The 18632-nt window shown below is 66.0% G+C and carries 20 protein-coding genes and 2 pseudogenes; 13 read left to right on the top strand and 9 right to left on the bottom strand.

The genetic code is table 11. The annotated features are described in order from the left end of the window. The first annotated feature begins 27 nt into the window (after positions 1-27). Positions 28-387, top strand: coding sequence for a hypothetical protein (locus H504_RS38195; RefSeq protein ID WP_157440117.1), 360 nt, complete (start codon positions 28-30; stop codon positions 385-387). Between the two features lie 115 nt (positions 388-502). On the opposite strand, the gene H504_RS42735 is transcribed toward H504_RS38195, so the two are convergent. The 5 genes and pseudogenes from H504_RS42735 to H504_RS0100080 all read right to left on the bottom strand — a co-directional run bounded on the left by H504_RS42735 (position 503) and on the right by H504_RS0100080 (position 5061). Continuing rightward, positions 503-1504 (bottom strand): recombinase zinc beta ribbon domain-containing protein, encoded by a 1002-nt coding sequence (locus tag H504_RS42735; RefSeq protein WP_281173572.1) that lies wholly within the window; start codon positions 1502-1504, stop codon positions 503-505. 349 nt (positions 1505-1853) lie between these two features. Continuing rightward, positions 1854-2285: pseudogene (locus tag H504_RS43790) on the bottom strand (recombinase family protein); the annotation flags it as partial. A gap of 174 nt (positions 2286-2459) precedes the next feature. Beyond that, positions 2460-4427, bottom strand: a complete 1968-nt coding sequence (locus H504_RS32525) for an FtsK/SpoIIIE domain-containing protein (RefSeq protein WP_245614013.1) — start codon at positions 4425-4427, stop codon at positions 2460-2462. Continuing rightward, complete coding sequence (locus H504_RS42725; protein ID WP_026421092.1) at positions 4424-4744, bottom strand: hypothetical protein; 321 nt, start codon at positions 4742-4744, stop codon at positions 4424-4426. The genes H504_RS32525 and H504_RS42725 overlap by 4 nt, the downstream gene beginning before the upstream one ends. Then, a complete protein-coding gene (locus H504_RS0100080; RefSeq protein WP_026421091.1) occupies positions 4741-5061 on the bottom strand; it encodes a WhiB family transcriptional regulator in 321 nt (106 codons plus the stop codon). Before H504_RS0100080 ends, H504_RS42725 begins: the two co-directional genes overlap by 4 nt. Before the next feature lie 325 nt (positions 5062-5386). On the opposite strand from H504_RS0100080, the gene H504_RS0100075 reads away from it, so the two are divergent. From H504_RS0100075 to H504_RS0100065, 3 genes are all read left to right on the top strand, one after another. Continuing rightward, positions 5387-5764 (top strand): helix-turn-helix domain-containing protein, encoded by a 378-nt coding sequence (locus tag H504_RS0100075; RefSeq protein WP_026421090.1) that lies wholly within the window; start codon positions 5387-5389, stop codon positions 5762-5764. A 109-nt stretch (positions 5765-5873) separates the two neighbouring features. Continuing rightward, on the top strand, positions 5874-7376 hold the full coding sequence (locus tag H504_RS0100070; RefSeq protein WP_026421089.1) for a helix-turn-helix domain-containing protein: 1503 nt from the start codon (positions 5874-5876) through the stop codon (positions 7374-7376). After that, on the top strand, positions 7373-7726 hold the full coding sequence (locus H504_RS0100065) for a signal peptidase I (protein WP_026421088.1): 354 nt from the start codon (positions 7373-7375) through the stop codon (positions 7724-7726). Before H504_RS0100070 ends, H504_RS0100065 begins: the two co-directional genes overlap by 4 nt. On the opposite strand, the gene H504_RS0100060 is transcribed toward H504_RS0100065, so the two are convergent. Beyond that, the gene (locus H504_RS0100060) at positions 7723-9162 is read right to left on the bottom strand and encodes a helix-turn-helix transcriptional regulator (RefSeq protein WP_084467248.1); all 1440 of its coding nucleotides are present in this window, start codon (positions 9160-9162) and stop codon (positions 7723-7725) included. The two genes, H504_RS0100065 and H504_RS0100060, sit on opposite strands and share 4 nt — an antisense overlap. A 230-nt stretch (positions 9163-9392) precedes the next feature. Between H504_RS0100060 and H504_RS0100055 the strand changes: the two genes are divergently transcribed. The 5 genes from H504_RS0100055 (at position 9393) to H504_RS0100035 (ending at position 11625) form a co-directional block, all read left to right on the top strand. Then, complete coding sequence (locus tag H504_RS0100055; RefSeq protein WP_157440115.1) at positions 9393-9599, top strand: hypothetical protein; 207 nt, start codon at positions 9393-9395, stop codon at positions 9597-9599. Then, positions 9596-9793 (top strand): hypothetical protein, encoded by a 198-nt coding sequence (locus H504_RS0100050; protein ID WP_026421085.1) that lies wholly within the window; start codon positions 9596-9598, stop codon positions 9791-9793. Before H504_RS0100055 ends, H504_RS0100050 begins: the two co-directional genes overlap by 4 nt. 14 nt (positions 9794-9807) lie before the next feature. After that, entirely contained in the window at positions 9808-10005 is a 198-nt protein-coding gene (locus tag H504_RS0100045; RefSeq protein WP_026421084.1) for a hypothetical protein, read from the top strand. Between the two features lie 233 nt (positions 10006-10238). After that, on the top strand, positions 10239-11102 hold the full coding sequence (locus H504_RS0100040; RefSeq protein ID WP_026421083.1) for a Scr1 family TA system antitoxin-like transcriptional regulator: 864 nt from the start codon (positions 10239-10241) through the stop codon (positions 11100-11102). A 115-nt stretch (positions 11103-11217) separates the two neighbouring features. Then, complete coding sequence (locus H504_RS0100035; protein ID WP_026421082.1) at positions 11218-11625, top strand: hypothetical protein; 408 nt, start codon at positions 11218-11220, stop codon at positions 11623-11625. Positions 11626-12763: 1138 nt separating this feature from the next. Here H504_RS0100035 and H504_RS40690 read toward each other — a convergent pair. After that, positions 12764-12955: a hypothetical protein gene (locus H504_RS40690; protein ID WP_157440114.1), complete on the bottom strand. Its 192-nt coding sequence runs from the start codon at positions 12953-12955 to the stop codon at positions 12764-12766. An 8-nt stretch (positions 12956-12963) separates the two neighbouring features. Then, positions 12964-15057, bottom strand: a complete 2094-nt coding sequence (locus H504_RS32520; RefSeq protein ID WP_157440113.1) for an RHS repeat-associated core domain-containing protein — start codon at positions 15055-15057, stop codon at positions 12964-12966. Positions 15058-15152: 95 nt separating this feature from the next. On the opposite strand from H504_RS32520, the gene H504_RS0100020 reads away from it, so the two are divergent. From H504_RS0100020 to H504_RS0100015, 3 genes are all read left to right on the top strand, one after another. Beyond that, on the top strand, positions 15153-15548 hold the full coding sequence (locus H504_RS0100020) for a hypothetical protein (RefSeq protein ID WP_026421081.1): 396 nt from the start codon (positions 15153-15155) through the stop codon (positions 15546-15548). A gap of 508 nt (positions 15549-16056) precedes the next feature. Beyond that, positions 16057-16629 (top strand): AlbA family DNA-binding domain-containing protein, encoded by a 573-nt coding sequence (locus tag H504_RS39245; protein ID WP_169735296.1) that lies wholly within the window; start codon positions 16057-16059, stop codon positions 16627-16629. A gap of 4 nt (positions 16630-16633) precedes the next feature. Further along, entirely contained in the window at positions 16634-17119 is a 486-nt protein-coding gene (locus H504_RS0100015; RefSeq protein ID WP_169735295.1) for a hypothetical protein, read from the top strand. A 354-nt stretch (positions 17120-17473) separates the two neighbouring features. Here the strand turns inward: H504_RS0100015 and H504_RS0100010 are convergent, their stop codons facing one another. After that, on the bottom strand, positions 17474-17734 hold the full coding sequence (locus H504_RS0100010) for a hypothetical protein (protein ID WP_157440111.1): 261 nt from the start codon (positions 17732-17734) through the stop codon (positions 17474-17476). A gap of 270 nt (positions 17735-18004) precedes the next feature. Between H504_RS0100010 and H504_RS32515 the strand changes: the two are divergent. Next, a pseudogene (locus H504_RS32515) lies at positions 18005-18632 on the top strand (transposase family protein); the annotation flags it as partial.

Below are 18632 nucleotides of genomic sequence, written 5' to 3'. Positions count from 1 at the left end.
GCCGTCGCCCACACCATCACCCAGAGAATGGAATTTCTCAACCTCAGCCAAGAAGAACTCGTCTACCGATCAGGCGTCTCCAAAAACGTCATCCGAGAACTACGGCGCGCCATCATCCGCCGCCGAGGCACCCGCACTCTCGAAGCCGTCTCCACCGCCCTCGGCTTCCACCCCACCCACCTCGACGCCATCGCCCACAACCGCCAACCACCCATCCCCCGCGAACTCGCCACCCTCGACCCCTTCGCCGACAACCTCCGCCTACTCCACAACCACTTGGAACAAGCAGCCCACTACATCACCAACCTCATCAACCTCCTCGACAACCTCATCGGACGCCCCGAACCCACCGAGCACGACCCTGACCGCACGGAACGACCTGGATGATCACCCAGAGACTCGAACGAGTCCGCGCCAGCAAACCTGCTATTCCCGACCGCCGTTCCACGCGATATCCCACACAGAAGCCGAGGAGCAGTGGACGACACTTCGGAGCTCATCCTCAATGGTGATCTCCGGCCAGATGCGACACGGCACGACAGTCCAGATGCTTGCAGTAAGGGCGACGGGTGAGTAGTGCGTCCCTCGCTCCTCGGACACGCTTACTACCCCTACCAGACCGGATGCTGACATCGAGCATCCGGTCTTCTGCGTTGTATAGCAGTTCCAGGTCAAGAGCGGTGTACAACTCCTGCAGCCTGGCGGGGCTGGCGTCGTTGATCTCACGGCCGATGGTGTCGAGGTAGTCAATCATGGCGTCGATCTCGGCGGGACCAACCGCGTGGCTGATGGGCAGGGCGTCCAGTTCGGTGCGGGCGGCGTCGTGTTCGGCTTGTCCGCTGTTGACGGCATCGACAAACGCCGCGGGGTTGGCTCCGGCCTCGATCGCGGCGCGTAGTCGCCGGAGGCGGGTCTCGGCGTCCTTGATCCGCTTGCGAAGCTGTTCGGTGCGGGTATCTGGCGCGTTGCCGTGGACACCGACGAGTGCGGCGACAGTCGCATCGCGGTTCTCCGGTGCCAGAAGGCCGCCGATCCAGCCGTTGAGTTGCGGGAGAACAGCGCTTTCGGGCAGGTAGATGTTCTTGGGGTGAGTGACCAGAATCGGCGAGCCGGGCACGATGGAGCGGGCCGCACATCGGTAGTAGATGCGGCTTTGCCGGGGTGTGCCTTCCATTCGGCGCTCGCAGTGAGCACAGCGGACTCGGCCACGCAGTGCGTAGACCCGCTTGGTCAGCTTCGGACCGCGTTCCAGCTTGCACCGCGATTGCAGGCCACCGGCTCCCTTCGAGCGGCGGAGCAACTGAACTTCGGTGAACGTCTCCACCGACACGATGGCCGGGTGGGCTTGGGTTCGGGACCGAACGACGCGGTCCGGCGAAGCGCGTCGGAACTTGACGACGTGCCCGGCGGCGACGTCGTCCGGGTCGGCCAAGACCTCGTGCTTCACCCAGCGTCCGAAGACGGCAAAGCCGGTGTAGCGGGGGTTTTCCAGGATCGCGCGCACGGTGCCGGGCCTGCCAGCCGTCGGCCAGGCGGTGCCGGTTCTGCTCCGGTCGCAGGGCAGAGGGGCACGGGACGTCGTCCTGGTTCAGGCCGTTGGCGATCGCACGGTCGCCGTTGCCGTCGAGGTAGCTGGCGAAGATCCGGCGCACGACCTCGGCCGCCGGTTCGTCGACCGTCAGTACCCGCAGGTGAAACCCTTCGGCGGCCTTACGTGAGTTCGGATGCGGGCCGCCGTTTACGGTCAGGTAGCCGTAGGGTGCCCGGCCGCCCTGGTGGCGGCCCTCGTTGACGACCTGGGCATCCATCGCCGCGCGGACCCGGGCCTGGACGTGTTGGCGTTCGGATTCGCTCATGCCGCCGAGGACGCTCATCAGCATCTTGTGGGAGGGGTTGCGCGGGTCGTACTTCCCGCCGAGTTCGGGCACCCACAGGTCAACGCCGTATGCCTCGAACCGAGGTGCAATCAGGGAGAACTGGTTGCCGAACCAGCACCGGGTGCCTTCACCGACCACCACACCCGACCAGGTGCGGGCCGGGTCCTTGAGCGCGGCCAGCAGCCGGGAACCCTGGTCACGGCGTTCCCAGGGCACGGAACGGGACTGGCCGATGTCGAAGAAGTCCGCCACGATCCGACCACCGAGCGGCCCGACGAACTTCCCGGCGTTGCCGTGCTGCCACCCTCGGGACGTCTCCGGGTCCTGGTTGTCCTCGGTGGAACACCGGCCGTAGAACGCGAGGTCACCGATGCCGTCGTCGACCAGGTCGGTGACCTCGATGCCCATCAACTGGTCGAGCGTCGCCCATGGGTCGGGGCTGATTTCAAAAGTCATGATCGACCTCGTCGGCAGGCTCGGTGGTGGTCAGTTCGACCAGTATGGCAAGGAGTGCTCGGGATGCGCGCTGGTTAAGTGGAGGAAGCTCGACAGGAACGCGTACCTGGACCTCGTCGGTGCTGCTCATGAGTCGTGCCCGGGTGAGCTGAAATCGGTGGATGATGCCTGGGTGATGGCGGTACGGATGTCTGCCGTGAGGTAGCCGCGGACGCGGCGGGTCTCGCCGTCGTCCGTGGGGGTGCGGTTGCGCAGTGGCTTGCACCCGAGAGTGGCCATCTGGCGTGCGAAGGCGGTGGGTTCGACGTCGAGGGCATCGACGAGTTCGGCGGTGGGGACGAACTCGCGGGTGTCCAGGTCGTCGCCGAGGTAGCGCACGACGGCGTCCAGGGGTTCTGGGAGATCGTCCGGGGGTGTGCTGGCCTCGATGGCCCTGACTGGGACGTGGTCGAGTGCTGGGGTGGTGTCGGGTCCGGCGGCGTGGCCGGTGAGGGTGCCTGCGGCTTCGCGCAGTTCTCGGCCGCGCACGCAGATGGTTCGCCAGTCCTCGTTGGGCATGTAGTAGGTCCGGACCGTGACGGCCAAGCCGTCCGAGTGGGTTTCGCCGTCCGGGCGGAGGATGCCGACGCCTTTGTGGGCGGCGAGCAGGCGGCTGCTGTCATAGCCGCGGGTGTTCATCTGTTCGCCGAGGACGATGTTCGAGTCGCGCCAGTCCATGACGCGCAGGGCGAACCGGGAGCCGAGTACGGCGCGCAGGCCGGAGGGGATGGTCTTGGAGTCGGGGCGTTGGGTGGCCAAGACCAGTACAAGCCCGGCGGCGGGGCCTTTCTTAGCCAGCCACGTCAGCAACTCGCCGATGTACTCGCCTGCGGTCGCACGGCGGTCCTCGATCTTGATCGGTGTGCGGTCCTCTAGTGGGACCTGGACCTCATCGACGAACAACGCGGTGATCGGCATGTCCCGCGACATCGCTGGTGTCACCTTCGACTCCGGGCAGATGGTGTCGTCCAGAGTGCGCATGTGGCGGAAACGGGCCTGCACCTCGCTGACCAACTCGATGAGCCAGCCGACCAGGGTGAGGATATGTTCGGTGTCGTCGCCGGACATGAAGCGGTGGGCGACCTGCGCCGAGGCGTCCCAGTCCTTTCCGGCCTTGAAGTCGGCTACGTACAGGCGGGTGTGTGGATCGAGGACCAGGCCGGCGGCGGCGAGCCGGGCGGCGAAGGTCTTGCCCTGTCGAGGAATCGCGCCGATCAGGAGGGACGTCCACACCAGAGGCAGATCGATGCGCCGGTCTCGCGCGTCGCGTCCGAATGGGACCGGTTGCCAGGCGTCCCACTTGGCAGCGTCGACCAGCGGGGTTCGGACCGGTGGTGTCGCGTAGGGATCTGCGTCGGCGACCCACATCGCGACCCGGCCCGCGTGTCCGCCGTTGCCGCGAACCCGTTCGACGCTGAGCTGGACCTCGTCGACAGCCAGCGCGGACGCCAGCGCGTCCCGGTTGCGGATGACGTCGGCAGCCTTGCGGGTTGCCGGTAGGTCAACGGTGACCGACCAGCCCGCGCCGTCGCGCCGGGCGCGTTCGACCAGTCGCAGCGTCTCGTCCTTGCCGATGAGCTTGGCGTCTCGGAAGGCGTCGATCAGGACTTGCGGGTCCATTGTCCAGGTCAACGCCCGCGGTCCGGCCAGGACCGCGCGGCGTCCAGGGCTGCCTTCCTTGCGTCGGCCGAGCATGGCCAAGCCGACCGCCGCTCCGGCGATGACCTCCCACAGGAGTCCGTAGAGCAGGTCCAACACCGCCAACAGGACCACGCTGACCACAGTCACGGCGGCGGTGACCTTCCAGCGGAATAGGGTCAACGCCCGAATCGGCTCGAACTTGTCGGCCAGCTTCTCCGATGCCTCGGCTGCCGCGCGGTAGTCCCGGACCGTCACCCAACCCCGCCACCACCGGACCACGGCGACCGCGCCGCGAGTTGTCGCCCCGGCAAACAGCCACGGCGCACGAATCAGCAGCGCCAGGGCATCGCGCCAGGACTTCAACCACACCGGTATCCAGGGTGAACGTTGCCACCACGACAACTTGGTGTTCATCGGCGCCGCCTTGAAGACGTGTCGACGGTGGTGACGGTCAGCGCCTTGGTCAGGGCATACGCGGCGAACAACGCGGGCACCCCGAGCACGGTGAGCAGCAACCACGGGCTTCCGGGGGGCGTGATCACCACCCATTGGACCGACACGATCACGCCGGCGTTGAACAGCACTCGCCCGAACAGTGACAACAACCGAGCACCACTTCGGGTCGCCTCTGCCGCCGCCTGGGCACGTCGCGCCCCGGACCGCCAGACCGCGAACAGGACCAGCAGGACGCCCACACCAGCGCTGACCTGGGTAATCGTCAGGTTGATCATGCCTGCGGCCCTCGCTCATACCGCTCGCCCCGGCGCAACCAGTGCAGGTGCAGTGCCCGGCGGTCCTCATCTGTCATCCCGCCGAACACACCGACAGTCGACTCGCCGGACGTCCGCAGTTCCAGTTCCAGGCACTCGTCCTGCACCGGGCAGCCCGCGCACAATCGGCCCGCGATCTCCCGATCTGTCCCCGACCAGTCCGGCGAACCGGTGTTCCATGCTCCGTCTCGCCGGACCGCCGAGTCCAACACCGATGTCGGCACCCAGCGCAGCCGGTCCAGCCGCCACGCGATGCCGATCAGCCACAGGTCATCCACGGCGCACCCCCGCCGCGTCCAACCACCGCGCGACCTCGCACGCGGGCACCACCAGCCACCCGCCTCGCCGTGTCGACCGCAATGTTCCCAGCCGGATCGCCCGGTGCACTCGCCATTGCGGTGCGCCGAATATCCGAGCCGTCTTCCGAATGGAGTAAAAGCCCACGATTGACCCCAAAGGTTGAATGATTTCAGCAGATTTACGCTGAAATCAGCTCCGTAACCGACGTGTTAGTCCGACGCGCCGCGCGAAATGGGCGGGCGTCGCCGCGAGAAGGCGTTAAGGCGCTAATGTCAGCGCTGACGGCGGAGCGCGGAGGAATGCGTGTCGGAAGACTGGGCGGCGGTCGCGAAGACCATCAACGAGCGCGTCAACGTGCTCGGGTGGCGGCAGCGGGAGCTCGCGGAGCGCTCGCAGGTGTCCCAGGCCACCGTCCGCGAACTCCAGCACCACACGGTGGAGCGCCGCCGCAGCGCCCGGACCCTGGAAGCCCTGTCGATCACGCTCGGCCTGCACCCCCAGCACCTCGACGCGGTGCTGCACGGGCGAACACCGCCGAGCGCGGACGAACCCGCCGACCGCGAGGACCGCCTGGTGTCGCGTTTGGACTCGCTGGAACAGCGCATCGCCGAACTGTCCGAAGTACTCAACGGCATGCGAACCGACTTGACGACCGTCGTCCGCAACACCAGCGACGAGTGAGATCCGGGTGATTTCCACACCACTGATTCAAGGCTGAAACCGCGGTCATCCCCATGCACAAGCACTGCACGAATACCGCAGGAACACCGCACAAGTCGGGGGAACACACATGGCGAATGCCAGCGCGTGGACCGGTCGAACGGCGTGCGCGCTGCAGGATTCCTTGCGGTTGAGCCAGGAAGCATTCGCGACGCATCTGGGGATTTCGGCTCGCACGGTCGCGGCCTGGCACCAGAAGCCGAGCCTCAAGCCGCAGTCGGAGATGCAGCAACTCTTGGACACGGCGCTAGCGCAGGCACCGGCTGACGTCCGCGCACGGTTCGCCGAACTGACCACCGCGGCCAAGGATGATCGCCTCACTCTCGACCCGCACATCGTCACAGCCCTGGAATGGGTTGATGATCGGGTCGACTGGCACCCGGGAACGGCACGAGCGCGCGTCTCGGCTCGCGCGAACCAGCTCGACGCGCACCAACTCCGCGATCGTGGCCACCAACGGTCCCGCGTCACTCAACGGGACATCGCCGACGCACTCACCAGCTACTACCGCAGCGCACCCACCTACCGAGCCCAGTTTGCCGACCTGACAATCTCCACCAGCATCGCTACCAGGCCAGGCTGGCTGGACAGCGCCTGCCCGCTGCTTCCTGGGCATGACCGTCTGCGCGCAACCACAACACCCGGTACCGGAATCGCCCTCGACGCTGACGCCGCGGTGAATCGCCTGGCCGAGACGCTGACGCTCGGAACACGGATCATCAACGCGCCGCTGTACCGGCTGACCAGCATCGACATCGGTCCCCAGCACATCGACGGCACCGTTGGCCTCGTCCCGTTCGCTGAGTACGTGCTGAGCATGGACCTGCTCGAATCGGAGTTGGTCGACGCCATCGCCGCAGGCCGGACGTCGCTGCCGCTGCGGGACCGCTACCTCCCGGACGTCTCGACCGTGTTCGACGTCGGTAGTCGGCTGTGCGCCGGCGGCGCCCTGGCCCTGACCGCCATCGCCCGACCGGCCGACCCGTTCCGCGGTGGCCCGGACTACCTCCTGCTGATCCAGGAACGCTCCGGTCACGTCATCAACGCCGCCCGCCGCTTGGCCGTCATCCCCAAGGGCTTCCACCAGCCCGTGACCGACGTCCGCGCCGATGCCCAGGTCGGCGCGACCCTGCGCCGCGAGATGGAAGAGGAACTGTTCGGCCGCGCTGACGTCGACTCCACCTTGGGCGATCAGCGCAGCGCCGACCCCATGCACCCCAGCCGCCTGTCCGACCCGATGCGCTGGCTGCTCGCCGAACCCGGCCGCCTGCGCACGGAGTGCACGGGATTCGGCTTGAACCTCGTCAACGGCAACTACGAGTTCGCCAGCCTCATCGTCATCGAAGACGAAGACTTTTGGCCACAATTCGGCGGAATGGTCGAAGCGAACTGGGAATCGACCACCCTGCGTCGCTACTCCACACAGGACCCGGACATGATCGGCGAACTCCTGGGTGATGTAGCGTGGAGCAACGAAGGACTCTTCGCCGTACTGCAGGGCCTGCGACGCCTCACCGAAATCGGCGGCGAGCGGGTGAGAATGCCACCGATCCACTGGGAGATCACCGAGTGACCACCGCCTGGTCCAGCGGCAACGCCGCCGACGACACCACCGACACCCGCGGCTGGCTCGTCGGCCACTTCATCGACCCGTCCCAGGGCGTCCGGTTGTCTCGCGACGTTGAGGTCAAGTGGGGCACGCACCCGGAAGGCGACAAGCGACCCGAGTGGACCTCCGATGATCAGCGCACCACCCTGGTTGTCCTGGTCGAAGGCCACTTCCGCGTCGACCTGACCGGCGGCAGCCAGACCATGACCCGACCCGGCGACTACGTCATGTGGGGTCCGGGAGTCGATCACTCCTGGGAAGCCATGGCCCCGTCGATCGTCATGACCGTCCGGTGGCCGTCCGCCGCGAGCTAGCCGACCCGCCACTCCACAGGCGGCAGGCGTACCCGGTTGCCACCGATCTCGGCAAGGCGCCGGACCCCTTGGAGCATCGCGAACAACCCTTCATTGCTCCATGAATTATCGGCGATCAGTTCTTCGAGCGAATCGCCGTCACGGGATGAGTACTGCCTGAGTCCGGCGGACTCCCAATTGGCCTCGATGTGGCCCCCGAATCGCTCCCAGAACTCTTCGTCCTCGATGACAATGAGACAAGCGAACTCGTAATTGCCGCTGACCAGGTTGAGCCCGAATGCCGTGCACTCCATGCGCAGGCGGCCGGGTTCGGCGAGCAGCCACCGCATAGGTTCGGACAGGCGGGTGCGGTGCATCGGTTCGGCCGCCCGGACCGGGCCGCCGGTGATGTCGACGTCGGCGCGGCCGAATAGCTCCTCTTCCAGTTCACGGCGGAGCGTGGCGCCGATGCGGCAGTCGGCGCGGACGTCGTTCAGCGGACCGTGGAAGCCCTTGGGGATGACCGCCAGGCGGCCAGCAGCGTTGACTACCTGCTTCGATCGTTCCTGGACGAGCAGCACGTAGTCGGCTGCGCCCCGGTACGGATCGGCTGGACGCGCCACGGCGAACAGGGCCAGCACGCCACCCCCACACAGGCGATTCGGCAGGTCAACGACGGATTCGAGGGTCGGCATCCGGGCGTCTCGGAGGGGCAGGTTGGTTGTGCGACCGGTCAGTACGTCCAGCAGCTCCTGTTCCAGCAGGTCCACGGTCAGGGCGTAGTCGAGGAAGGAGGCGACTTCGAACCGACCCCGGATGGCGACGGTGCTCGGCGAGATGTCGACCAGCCGGTACACCGGGGCGTCCGTGAGCCGGGTGCCCTTTGTGACGGCTTCGATGAGCTTGCGGGTTGCCACTCCGGCGGCGTACTCGTCGAACTCGGTGTTTGCCGATGCCCCGGCCGACGTCATCAACGCGTCACCCGTTGGTGAGAGTGCGCAGCCAAGGTCAAGCCAGTCGGCCCGGGTGAATACGCTGGTCAAGACATCCGCGCTGCCGAATTGGGCCGCGTATTGGTTCGCGCCCCCGTAGTAGTTGGCGAGGGCGTCCGCCAGGTGTCGACGTCCTACTGCGGCGGCGGGTACGGGCCGGGCCAGCCCTTCGCCCACCCGCTGACGAGCCGTTCCGCTTGCCCACCCCGCATGCCTGTCCAGCCACGCCAACGCCGGGTCCAGGTCGGGCCGTTCGAACGCGACGGCCCTCGACCGCTCCCCCAGCAACTCCTCAAGCTGCTCGGTCGACCGCTTCAGCACCCAAGCCAGCCTCGGCCGGACATGCAGCGTCGGCGCGTGTGTCCCGGCTTCCCACGTCATCACCGTGGTCCGGTCAACGCCCAGCGCTTCGGCAAGCGACTCCTGGGAGAACCCCGCAGCCCGCCGCGCCGCCACCAACTCCATCCGCCGACGCCTCACTGGAACCACCTCCTAGCAGCACAGCCGAAATCAGTCTAGCGGATTGCTCACCCGACAGACCTCCCACACGCCTCCGACACGTATCCCGTGTTCGACGAAGCCCGCTGCTCATAGGCTGATGCATAGGCAACAACGGCGAGGAATCGCCCTCGCTGCACAGTCGAACCGGAGATGGAACCATGATCCGCACCCGTCTAGTTGCGCTGTTTTCAGCCGTGCGCGACTACCTCATGGCCGAGTACTCACACCGCCCCCAGGGCGTTCCCTACCTCGCCAAGGACCTCGACGAGCTCCACCAGCACATCCAGGCGCTGAAGACCGCCCTCGAAGCCAACACCCTCGGCCACGGCCCCGAGATCGACAACTTCGAGGACGCCACCACCAACATCACCGCCTGCTGCCGCTGGCTGACCGGCCAATGACCGACGGCTTCCTCCTCGCCAACCTCGCCGCCGCCAACCAGGGCATCGCCCATTACATCCTCACCACCCTCGACGCCGACGCTTACCTGAAGCCCCCGCCCGCCGTCGAAGAGGAGGTCCAACTCGCCGAGGATCTTGTCCTGGTCGCCCAGCAGCTCACCGCTCGAGCCCGCGCCCGCCAATCCCCTGACTAGTAAAGGCCGGTCACATGTCGTTCAAGGTCATCACCATGGTCGCCATCCGCGACAACTGCAAAATCCTCACCACCGTCCACCCCGACGCCGACCAAGTCGACTTCCTCGTCGGCCCCACCGCCGAGGCGTTCGAATTCGGCTTCGACCGCGCCTGCCTCACCCGCTTCGTCCAACTCGCCCAAGCCGCCCTCACCCAACTCGACGCCGCCTAGGACAAGCTCACCCGTCCCAGCGCCCGCTCCCCGGCTCGGCCCGATTCAGCCAGGCCAACGCCCTGTGGGACACCTCGCGATGTACCTGTCCCCAGAGAAACCCCAGCTAGACGCGCCTGCCAGCCGTCCCAAGCCGACGGTCTTGTCCCCACGGCCCTGTCCCGGACTGGACACCCATCAGCCGTGCAGCACAGGCCCGTCACACCCCAAGATCCCGCGCGGAAGGCTCGCCCATGCCCGCCCACAACAAGCCCGGCCCCGCCAAAACACTCCGCTCCTGGATCGTCGGCCAGGAGATCCGCCACATCATGAACGCCGCTCAACTCACCCACAGGGCTCTCGCCAAGGCCCTGGACTGGGACGGCTCCAAACTCTCCCGCCTCATCAACGGACAACGCCGAGTCTCCGCCGCCGACCTAACCCACCTCCTCATCGCCTGCAACCACACCAACCGCCTCGACCGCGACCGCCTCCTAGCCCTCGCCGCCAACGACCGCGCACCCCAGTTCTGGCACGACGACGACAACACCGACCTCTTCACCACCACCATCGCCGACCTCGAACACGACTCCACCGCCATCACCTACTACGCCCCCACCACTCTCCCCGACATCCTCCACACCCCCGAATACCACCACCACTTCCTCACCACCTCCCCTCTCATCCCCGCCCACACCGTCCAGGCCCGCACGACCATCTACGAATCCCGCCGCGCCCTGCTCACCCGGTACAACCCGCCCACCTTCACCTTCGTCATCGGCCACCCGGCCACCTGCGGCACCCCCAAGCACCTCGTCAACGACCAAATCAGCTACCTACGAGCGCTCTCCAAGAAGTCCCACATCACCATCCATGCCCTCACCCACCAGCGCATTCTGGCCCTCTACGCAACTTCCCCCTTCCAGCTACTCGACACCGCCTGCCGCGGCAAAATCGTGCACATCCCGCTCCACACTTCAAGCCTCTACCTCGAACAACCCCACATCATCGCCACCTATCAGAGCCTCATCACCCACTACCTGACACAGATTTCCGGCCCGCACCACAGCCTCAACAATTCGGCAGTCTCCCCTCCGGAAACACGCAAGCTCGCCTGACGCCAACCCGGCGGCACTCTATTGACCTCTCAACCATTTCTTCCCAGCAATCCTCTCGCCTGCCCAGTTCGCTGCGAACGGTAGCCCGCTCAAAATCACGTTGGGAGCCCGCCTGATGACCCACACCACCATCTCTCACAACTTCGTCGAGCTAGCCGCGACACTTGGCCTCCACCTGGTCACCTACGCCCTACCCAACCCGTTCCAAGCCGACCTGTCCGTCCGCGGCAACAGGAAGTCCGACCACGAGATCACCGTATTCATCCAGACCGACTCCCTCGCCGAAACCGCCTCCCAAGTCCTGCACTGGCACAACACACTCCAAAACCCCGACGTCACCCTCACCGGCGAAACCGACTTGGATTCCCCGAAGATCGGCATCAACGGCAAAATCGCCAACAACGCGACAATCTTCGTCACCGCAATCCTGCCTCCCGACACCGTCGACGAGTACCGCGCCCAAACCATCGCAGGTGCGGCGGTTATCACCTGGCTACACATCGCCGCCCAGGGCGGTAAATGACCACCGAACCCAAATGCCGTCGTCCACCTCATCAACAAATGGACGAATTCTTCCGCCTCTCCTAGGAAGACATCATCTACCGATCCTTCGTCTCGAAAAACCATCGTCCAAGGACTACGACACGACGTCGCCCGCCGCCGCGGCGCGCCCGCTCCTCCATCGGCGGCCGATGACTTCTCGCAGTCGACCAAACCCTCCGCGACTGCCGCCGAATACTAGGCGCGAATCACTCATTGACATCCGTGATCCCAAGTAACCTTCGGGCAGCACAAAACGTAGATCCGGAAGCCTGGGCGCGTAGGGGTTATGCGCAGAACCGTTCTCGGACACGCTTACGCTTACTACCCCTAGCCGGATGCTGACGTCAAGGTGTGCGCCAGGTCCAGCGGTTTCCTGGCCAGTTCGCCCTCGGCCCAGCGCGGCCAAGCGCAGAGTGGCCGCGTTGCAGTCCAGGCCGCTGAGCTGCTGCAGGCAGACGATGACCTCCGAGAGCGGGAACCGGGTCGCAGCCAGGTCGGCGACTCCGGGTTTCGACCGTGAGTGCCATGTACCCACTTGGCACTGCGGCGCTCGTCGCGGTCGACGTGCTGGGCATCGTGCGGATCGTCATCGCCACCGAAACCAATACCCGCGCTGGTGATCGCGCTAGGCGCCGAGGTCGTCGGATTCCTCGGCGTCGGCTACAGCTCGAACGCGGTGACTGCCCGATTCTCCCTGGCGCTTAACGGTTCGCCACCGCGTCGTTCAACATCGTCGCGACCACCGTGCGGCGACAAGTGGTCCCCCGGTGACCTACTCGGCCGGGGCTTCATCCCCCTGGGCGCCCTCGCCAGCGGACTAGTGGCGAGGGCACTGGACCTGCGGGCACCGTTCCAACTCGTGGGTGCCATCCGCGGCATCGCGCTCGCACTGCCCTACCTGTGTTGGTGGTCGCCTTCCGGGCAGTCGCTCGAACCAATAAGACGTGAGGAAACGAAGCGATGGCGTCGGCCGCCCTACTCGACCGGCTCGTTCAGACCAAGCGGTTCATCCGGGGTGCCTGTTCTCGCCTACCACGCACGAACTCTAGGTGCGGCTCGTATCAGCTTGAGAGCGACCGTGGGGTGCGGCCTGATGGCTGCCGCTCCCCATCTTGTTGTCAATCGCTTCGTCTGGCTTTCAGCCAGCGCACCAAGCCGTAGCCGAGGTATCCGCCAAGTGCGCCGCCGACCAGGGCCGGGGCTATTGGCACGCGGTCCTCGACGAGGAACGCCACCGCCAGCAGTGCGGCGAGTACGGCGATACCGACCAGCACCCGCCTCGACTCGTGTCTTGTTCGCTGCTCCGCCATTCGGCTCCTTACTTCACTCTGGCCCACGGGAATCCACCGAGCAGGCCGCCCCAGACTCCGTCGAGCCCGTCGTCTGCGACGCCCTTGTCGTCATCGCCGTTCAACTTCGCGCCGAGGGCGCTACCCGTACCGCCGGTCAGGCCGCCGACCACGGCTCCGGCGACAACGCACGCCACCCCGCCAGTGGCGGCACATCCTGCCGCGACGAGCGCCGCACCCGCGGCTGTTCCGACGATCCCGCCGACCGTGGAAAGGAAACTCCCACCGGTCGGATCGCTGTTGTTGATCGGATCGGATCCGGCGTAAGCGTAGGCGTTGCGCTCCCGGTTCGTCGGGTCCGGGTTCGTGAACCGGCCGAGGGTAGGGGTGTAATAGCGGTAGCCGAACACCGATTGACCGTTGACCAGGGTATAGCCGCCCAGGTATCGGAAGGGATTGGTGTTCGCGGCAGATCCGGTCGCGGTGGTGACGCCGTAGGGGCTGTAGGTGTAGGTCGCGGCGACCGCGCCCGCTGTGTCCACCAGGCCGAGAACGCTGCCTTGATAGTCCGTCACCACGTTGTAGCGGCCGGTACCGATCTTCTCCGTGATCAGCGCACCGTCCGGATCGCGACTGACACTGGTTCGCGTGCCGCCGCGGACGACACTGCTCGTGCCGAGCGCCGTCTGGCTGAACACGTGGTCGGTGCCGGGTTCGGCTATCGTGCGCGGCTGGGACTGATCGACCGTGTCATAGCTCGCGACGAAGGTCTGCGCGCCGCTGGTCGTCGAGCGCACGAGCTGGTTCGTCACCGAATACTCGTGCGCAGTAGTCGGATTCGTAACCGAAGTCAGGTCCCCGGCGCTGTTGTAGCCAAAAGTCTGACTTCCATTGCCCGTCAACTGGTTCACGACGTTGACCGTCAGCGCGGCCCCAGCGAGGTTCGTGATGTTGTCGGCCTTGTCGACGGTGAAGGTCGCACTGCCCGCCTTGGTCAGGTGACGCTGGGTGTCGTAGGTGTAGTCGGTGGTGACACCGGCGATGGTCTTGGACTGCAGCAGGTCGCTGTCCGCGCCGCCGGAGGTCTTGTAGTTGTAGGTGGCCTTGATCAGTTCGGTGCCACCGGTGTTCTTCACGCTCAGCGCGGTGAGTCTGCCCGCGGTGTCGTAGGTGTTGGTCTGAGTGCCCGCGCCCGGCCAGGTGATGCCGGTGCGGTGGTCGGCGTTGTCGTAGGTGAAGGTGGTGGTTTGGCCGAAGGCGTCGGCCAGGGAGGTGAGTCGGTTGGCGGCGTCGTAGGTGTAGGTCGCGGTGCCCGCGGGGTCGGCGAGGGTCTTGAGGTTGCCTGCCTTGTCGTAGGTGTAGGAGACGGTCTCGACGGAGGTGCCCTGGGTGCGTTGGGCCGAGGTGGGCAGGCTGCCGATCGGGTAGGTGTCGTAGGTGAACGCGGTGGTGACCGTCGGAGTGGCGCGGGTGATCAGGTTGCCGTTGCCGTCGTAGGTGTTGGCCTGCAACACGGTGCCGCCGGAGCTGATGGCCACGACGCGGTCGAGTTTGTCGTAGGCGTAGTCGACCTTCTTGCCCGCGCCGTCGGTGATGCTGGTGATCCGCGAGAGCGAGTCGTAGCCGTAGCGGGTCACGCCGAGCGGGGCGGGTGGGGTCACGGTGATCAAGTTCCCCGCGCTGTCGTAGTCGAACCGGGTCTGGTTGCCGTTGGCGTCGGTGCGGCTGGTCACCACCCCGGTCGGGCTGCTGCGCAGGCGGACGTCGAGATCGGCGGCCAGAGCGGTCGAGCGGACCTTGTAGAGATTGCCCGCGTCGTCGTACTCGCGGGTCACCTCGTTGCCCGCCGGGTCTTTGACCGAGGTCGGCAGGTTCGGCAGGGCGGTGTTGGTGTACCCGACGGTGGTTTGGGCGCCGGTGGGCAGCTTCACCGAGATCAGGTTGTCGGTGGTGTCGTAGGACGCGGTGGTCGAGTTGCTCAGCCCGTCGGTGGTGGTCTGGACCTGGCTGTTGGCCGTCCAGGTCTGCGCCTTGCCGTGCCCGAGCGCGTCCTTGACCGAGATCGGCCTGCCGCCGGAGTCCAGGGTGTAGGTCGCGGCGTTGCCGTTCGGGTCGGTCTCCACCCGCTGATCACTGGTCGCGCCGTTCGCGAACAAGGTGTCGACCGCTCCCGCCTGGCGTGGGGTGGTGACCTTGAGGAAACCGGGCCAAGCCGGACATGCCGCTGTATCTGGTGGTCATCGAGGAAATCCAGTCGATCTGGGAGAGCCCGGGCAAGGAGTTCGAGTCGTTCCTACAGCTGACCGGCTTCCCCGAACCCGAATGGACCGCACCCCCCGTCGACGCGGCCACGCTGAAGAAGTTCCTCACCGCCCAGGTCACCAGGGCACGCCACGTCATCGCCGGCCGAGCCAACCCACCGGTACCCGAGGTGTCCTCAGTCCACCGCTCCGTCCTCGCCGTCAAAGCCGCCCTACAGACAGACACCGACACCACAGTCGTACTCATCGGCGCCGCACACCTCGACGTCATCACCTCGATCCTGCTCAGCCTGCGCTGGCACACACTCGTCCCCCAGGTCAAGACAGTGCTGCGCCAGGCCACCGTCTCCTGACCAACCCGACCCAGAACCCCCCCACAGGCGGCGAGCGCGCCCACACACCACAACGCTTTCCTGATCCGGGCATGGGGCATGAGCGCTCGCATCGCCGGCATCCTGATCGCCCTCTCGTCACGGCCCCTGTCGAGTCCCGACCCACTCGCGGAACTCGACAGGGCCGTCACGCCCGATCCACCCACACCAAGCCGATCCCCCGCCCGGACCTGCTTGCGCAAACATCCCGAAAGGACAGTCGAGTGAATGCCGCTGCCCACCTTCACATCCCCGACCACGGGTAGGCGCCACCAACCGCCGGCGCCGCGGCCACCGACAGTGGCCTGGTCCACACTCGTCCGAATGAGGATCCCCTCGTCGACGCGCTGGCCGCAGTGGTCGCCACGGCGACGCGGATGCCGCGCAGACCCCGGGACGTATCAGCGACGGCCAGACCCTCGTCGCCGTTGCGCGCGGGAGGTCGGCAGGTTGATCGCCCAGACGCGTACTGCGCGCGGTCGAGTCACGGGTGAGCGAGAACGTCGATCTTGATTGGAAGCAAGCGCTGCCCGCGGCTGACGAGAAGAAGCTCCTGGAGTTCGCCAAGGACGTTGCGATGTTCGCGAACACACGCGGCGGGTTGATCGTCTACGGGGTCCGTGAGGAGAACGAGCAGGCTGTCGAGTTAGCCCCGGTGCCGAATGGAGAGCGGGAGCGTCAACGGCTGCGGGCGCTGGCGTATGGGCGTGTGCGACCGATGGTGAACGGCTTGGTGATCGAGCCGCTCAGCGATGAGAACGGTGAGCGTGGGTTGGTCGTGGTGTCCGTACCGCTCAGCTCGGATGCTCCGCATGTGATCGGTGAGAAGAACGCTATAGGTGTGCCGTATCGGGATGGGACCGACACTCGATGGATGACCGAGCATGTGCTAGAGCAGGCATACCGCGATCGCGTTGCTCGTCGGTCCGACGATCGGGCGGCGTTGAGCGGGCCTTGTCGAAGGCCTGCGTTCCGAGATCGATGTGACGAAGGGGGTCTGGCTGGCGGTGTCGGCGCGCTTGGCGGCGCCTGTGCCGTCCCTGCTCGGGCAACCTGGTCGTGATCGGATGGTGCGGGCGATCGACGAGACACGAACATCGGTGACTGCGATTCTGGGACAACCGTCCCGTGATCTCCGGATGATCACCGGACTTCCCGAGGACGTGGTACTCAACCCGCAGGTTGGGCTGCGCCGGTGGGTTTTCCGTTCCAACTTCTACTCGTCGGACCACCACGAACTGGTGAATTGGGCCATCGTGGAGTTCCATCACGACGGCTCGGTGGCGGCGGGGGTCTGGTTGGAAGGGGTCTTGCCCGCTGGGGCTTCCGATGTCCGGCGGTTTCCGTTCAGGTACGCTGACGTCACCATCGCGGAGATGGTCGCGTTGATCTCGTCGCATGTCCGCGGTCTCGGCGGTGCCGGGGCGGTCCTGATCCGTGCCGAACTTCTGCACGACGAAGCAGATCCGAAGCCGTTGGTGGCCGTGCATCCTCGACGACTGGCCAGTGTCCATCCACGCGAATGGTGCCGTGCGCACGCCCCACTGGCGTGACGGTACGCGCCGGTGACTAGAACACGATACCGTGCCTGTGGGGTGAAGGCTTTGCGGCTGCGTGGGGACTGCACGCCGTCGAGGTGGTCGAGGCCGCGGTGCCTGGTGGCGCAGGCCTGTTCGATGGCGCCGAGCGTGAGGTGGCTGGTGCCGCTGGAGATCAGGTCGAGGCGTGATACCGCGGGCGGAGGTGTCGCCAGGGCGGGGCGTTGTATCACCTGCAGGTCCACCAGCCAGGCGCGGCGCGGTACCTGGGAGGATCATCTCGCTGTTCGACACCTCGCTGATCAAGGGCAGACCGGTCACCCTGTACGGCCTGTGGCAGCCCGTTTTCCCTGGTTTGCGCCCGAGAGATCAGGTGAGCGTGTCGTTGGGCCAGCGGGTCATGAACGCGCCCAAAGCGCTGTCGATTCGCTTGCCGGTCTCGTCCGGCTCGTGTCCTGGCCCATAGTGCTCACTGAGCGCGTTGATGAACGTTTCCTCCACGATCTCCCAGGCTTCCTGGGTTGGTGTGGTGCTGGTGCGGAGGGTGTGCAGGAGTGCGGGGTTATGGTCTTGCAGCACCCTGATAAAGGTGGCGCGGTGTTCGTCAGGAATCTCGTCAATGACGCTCATGGTGTTCTCCATCCCGCGCTGTTGCGTGCCCGCCGTGACGACCTGGCCAGCCTCGTTCAGATTGACAGTGGCGTTGTGACCGACGTACCGGTAGGTGCCGCCGTACTTGTCGGGAATGAGTCCTTTTCATCCTCGCCGAGATGTGTTGGCGGGTGGGGGTTTGTGTTGATCACGGGGTTGGCAGCGGTCGACGTGGCGTGGTGTGGACGTGGCGAAGCCCCTGTTAGCAGAGGCATCGACCAAGATGTTCTGTTCGCCAGTGGCTTCAAGATGCTGTTCTATCGTGCCGCGCTGCCGTTGTCACCTCGGACCCTGAGGTTCGTTCCGGCCTGATTCGTGCTCATCGCAAGGAGCTGGGTTCGGTCTGGCGCAAGCTCGACCCGGGCCGCCAGGCCCTGCTGGTGCTGGTCCACCTGCGCAAGGGCGAGCCGTTCGCCGAGATCGGCGCCGGACTCGAGGTCTCGACCACGACCTGCTGGCGTTACGTGAATGAGACCGTCGACCTGCTCGCCCGGCGCGCGCCCAAGCTGCAAACGGCGTTGCGGACACCCAAGCGCCGCGGCCACGCCTACGTGGTCGTCGACGGCACGCTGATCCCGATCGACCGCATCGCCGCCGACCGGCCCTTCTACTCCGGCAAGCACCGCACCACCGGCATGAACCTTCAGGTCGCGTGTACATTGTCCGGCCGGTTGGCCTGGGTGTCGGACCCGATTCCCGGAAGCCGACACGACTCGCACTGCCTGAGAGAATCCGGAATGCTGGATGACCGTGACGTGACCGCCTGGATGGGCGACAAGGGCTATGTCGGCACCGGGATGCTGACACCGATCAGGAAACCCAAACACCGCGACCTGCTCGACTGGGAGAAGGACTTCAACCACCACCACAACAAGAA

It is taken from the genome of Actinokineospora inagensis DSM 44258, from assembly GCF_000482865.1.
In the GTDB taxonomy this organism is placed as follows: Bacteria; Actinomycetota; Actinomycetes; order Mycobacteriales; family Pseudonocardiaceae; genus Actinokineospora; species Actinokineospora inagensis.
Note: the sequence above shows the minus strand (reverse complement) of the source record. Positions and strands in the feature narration are given on the sequence as shown.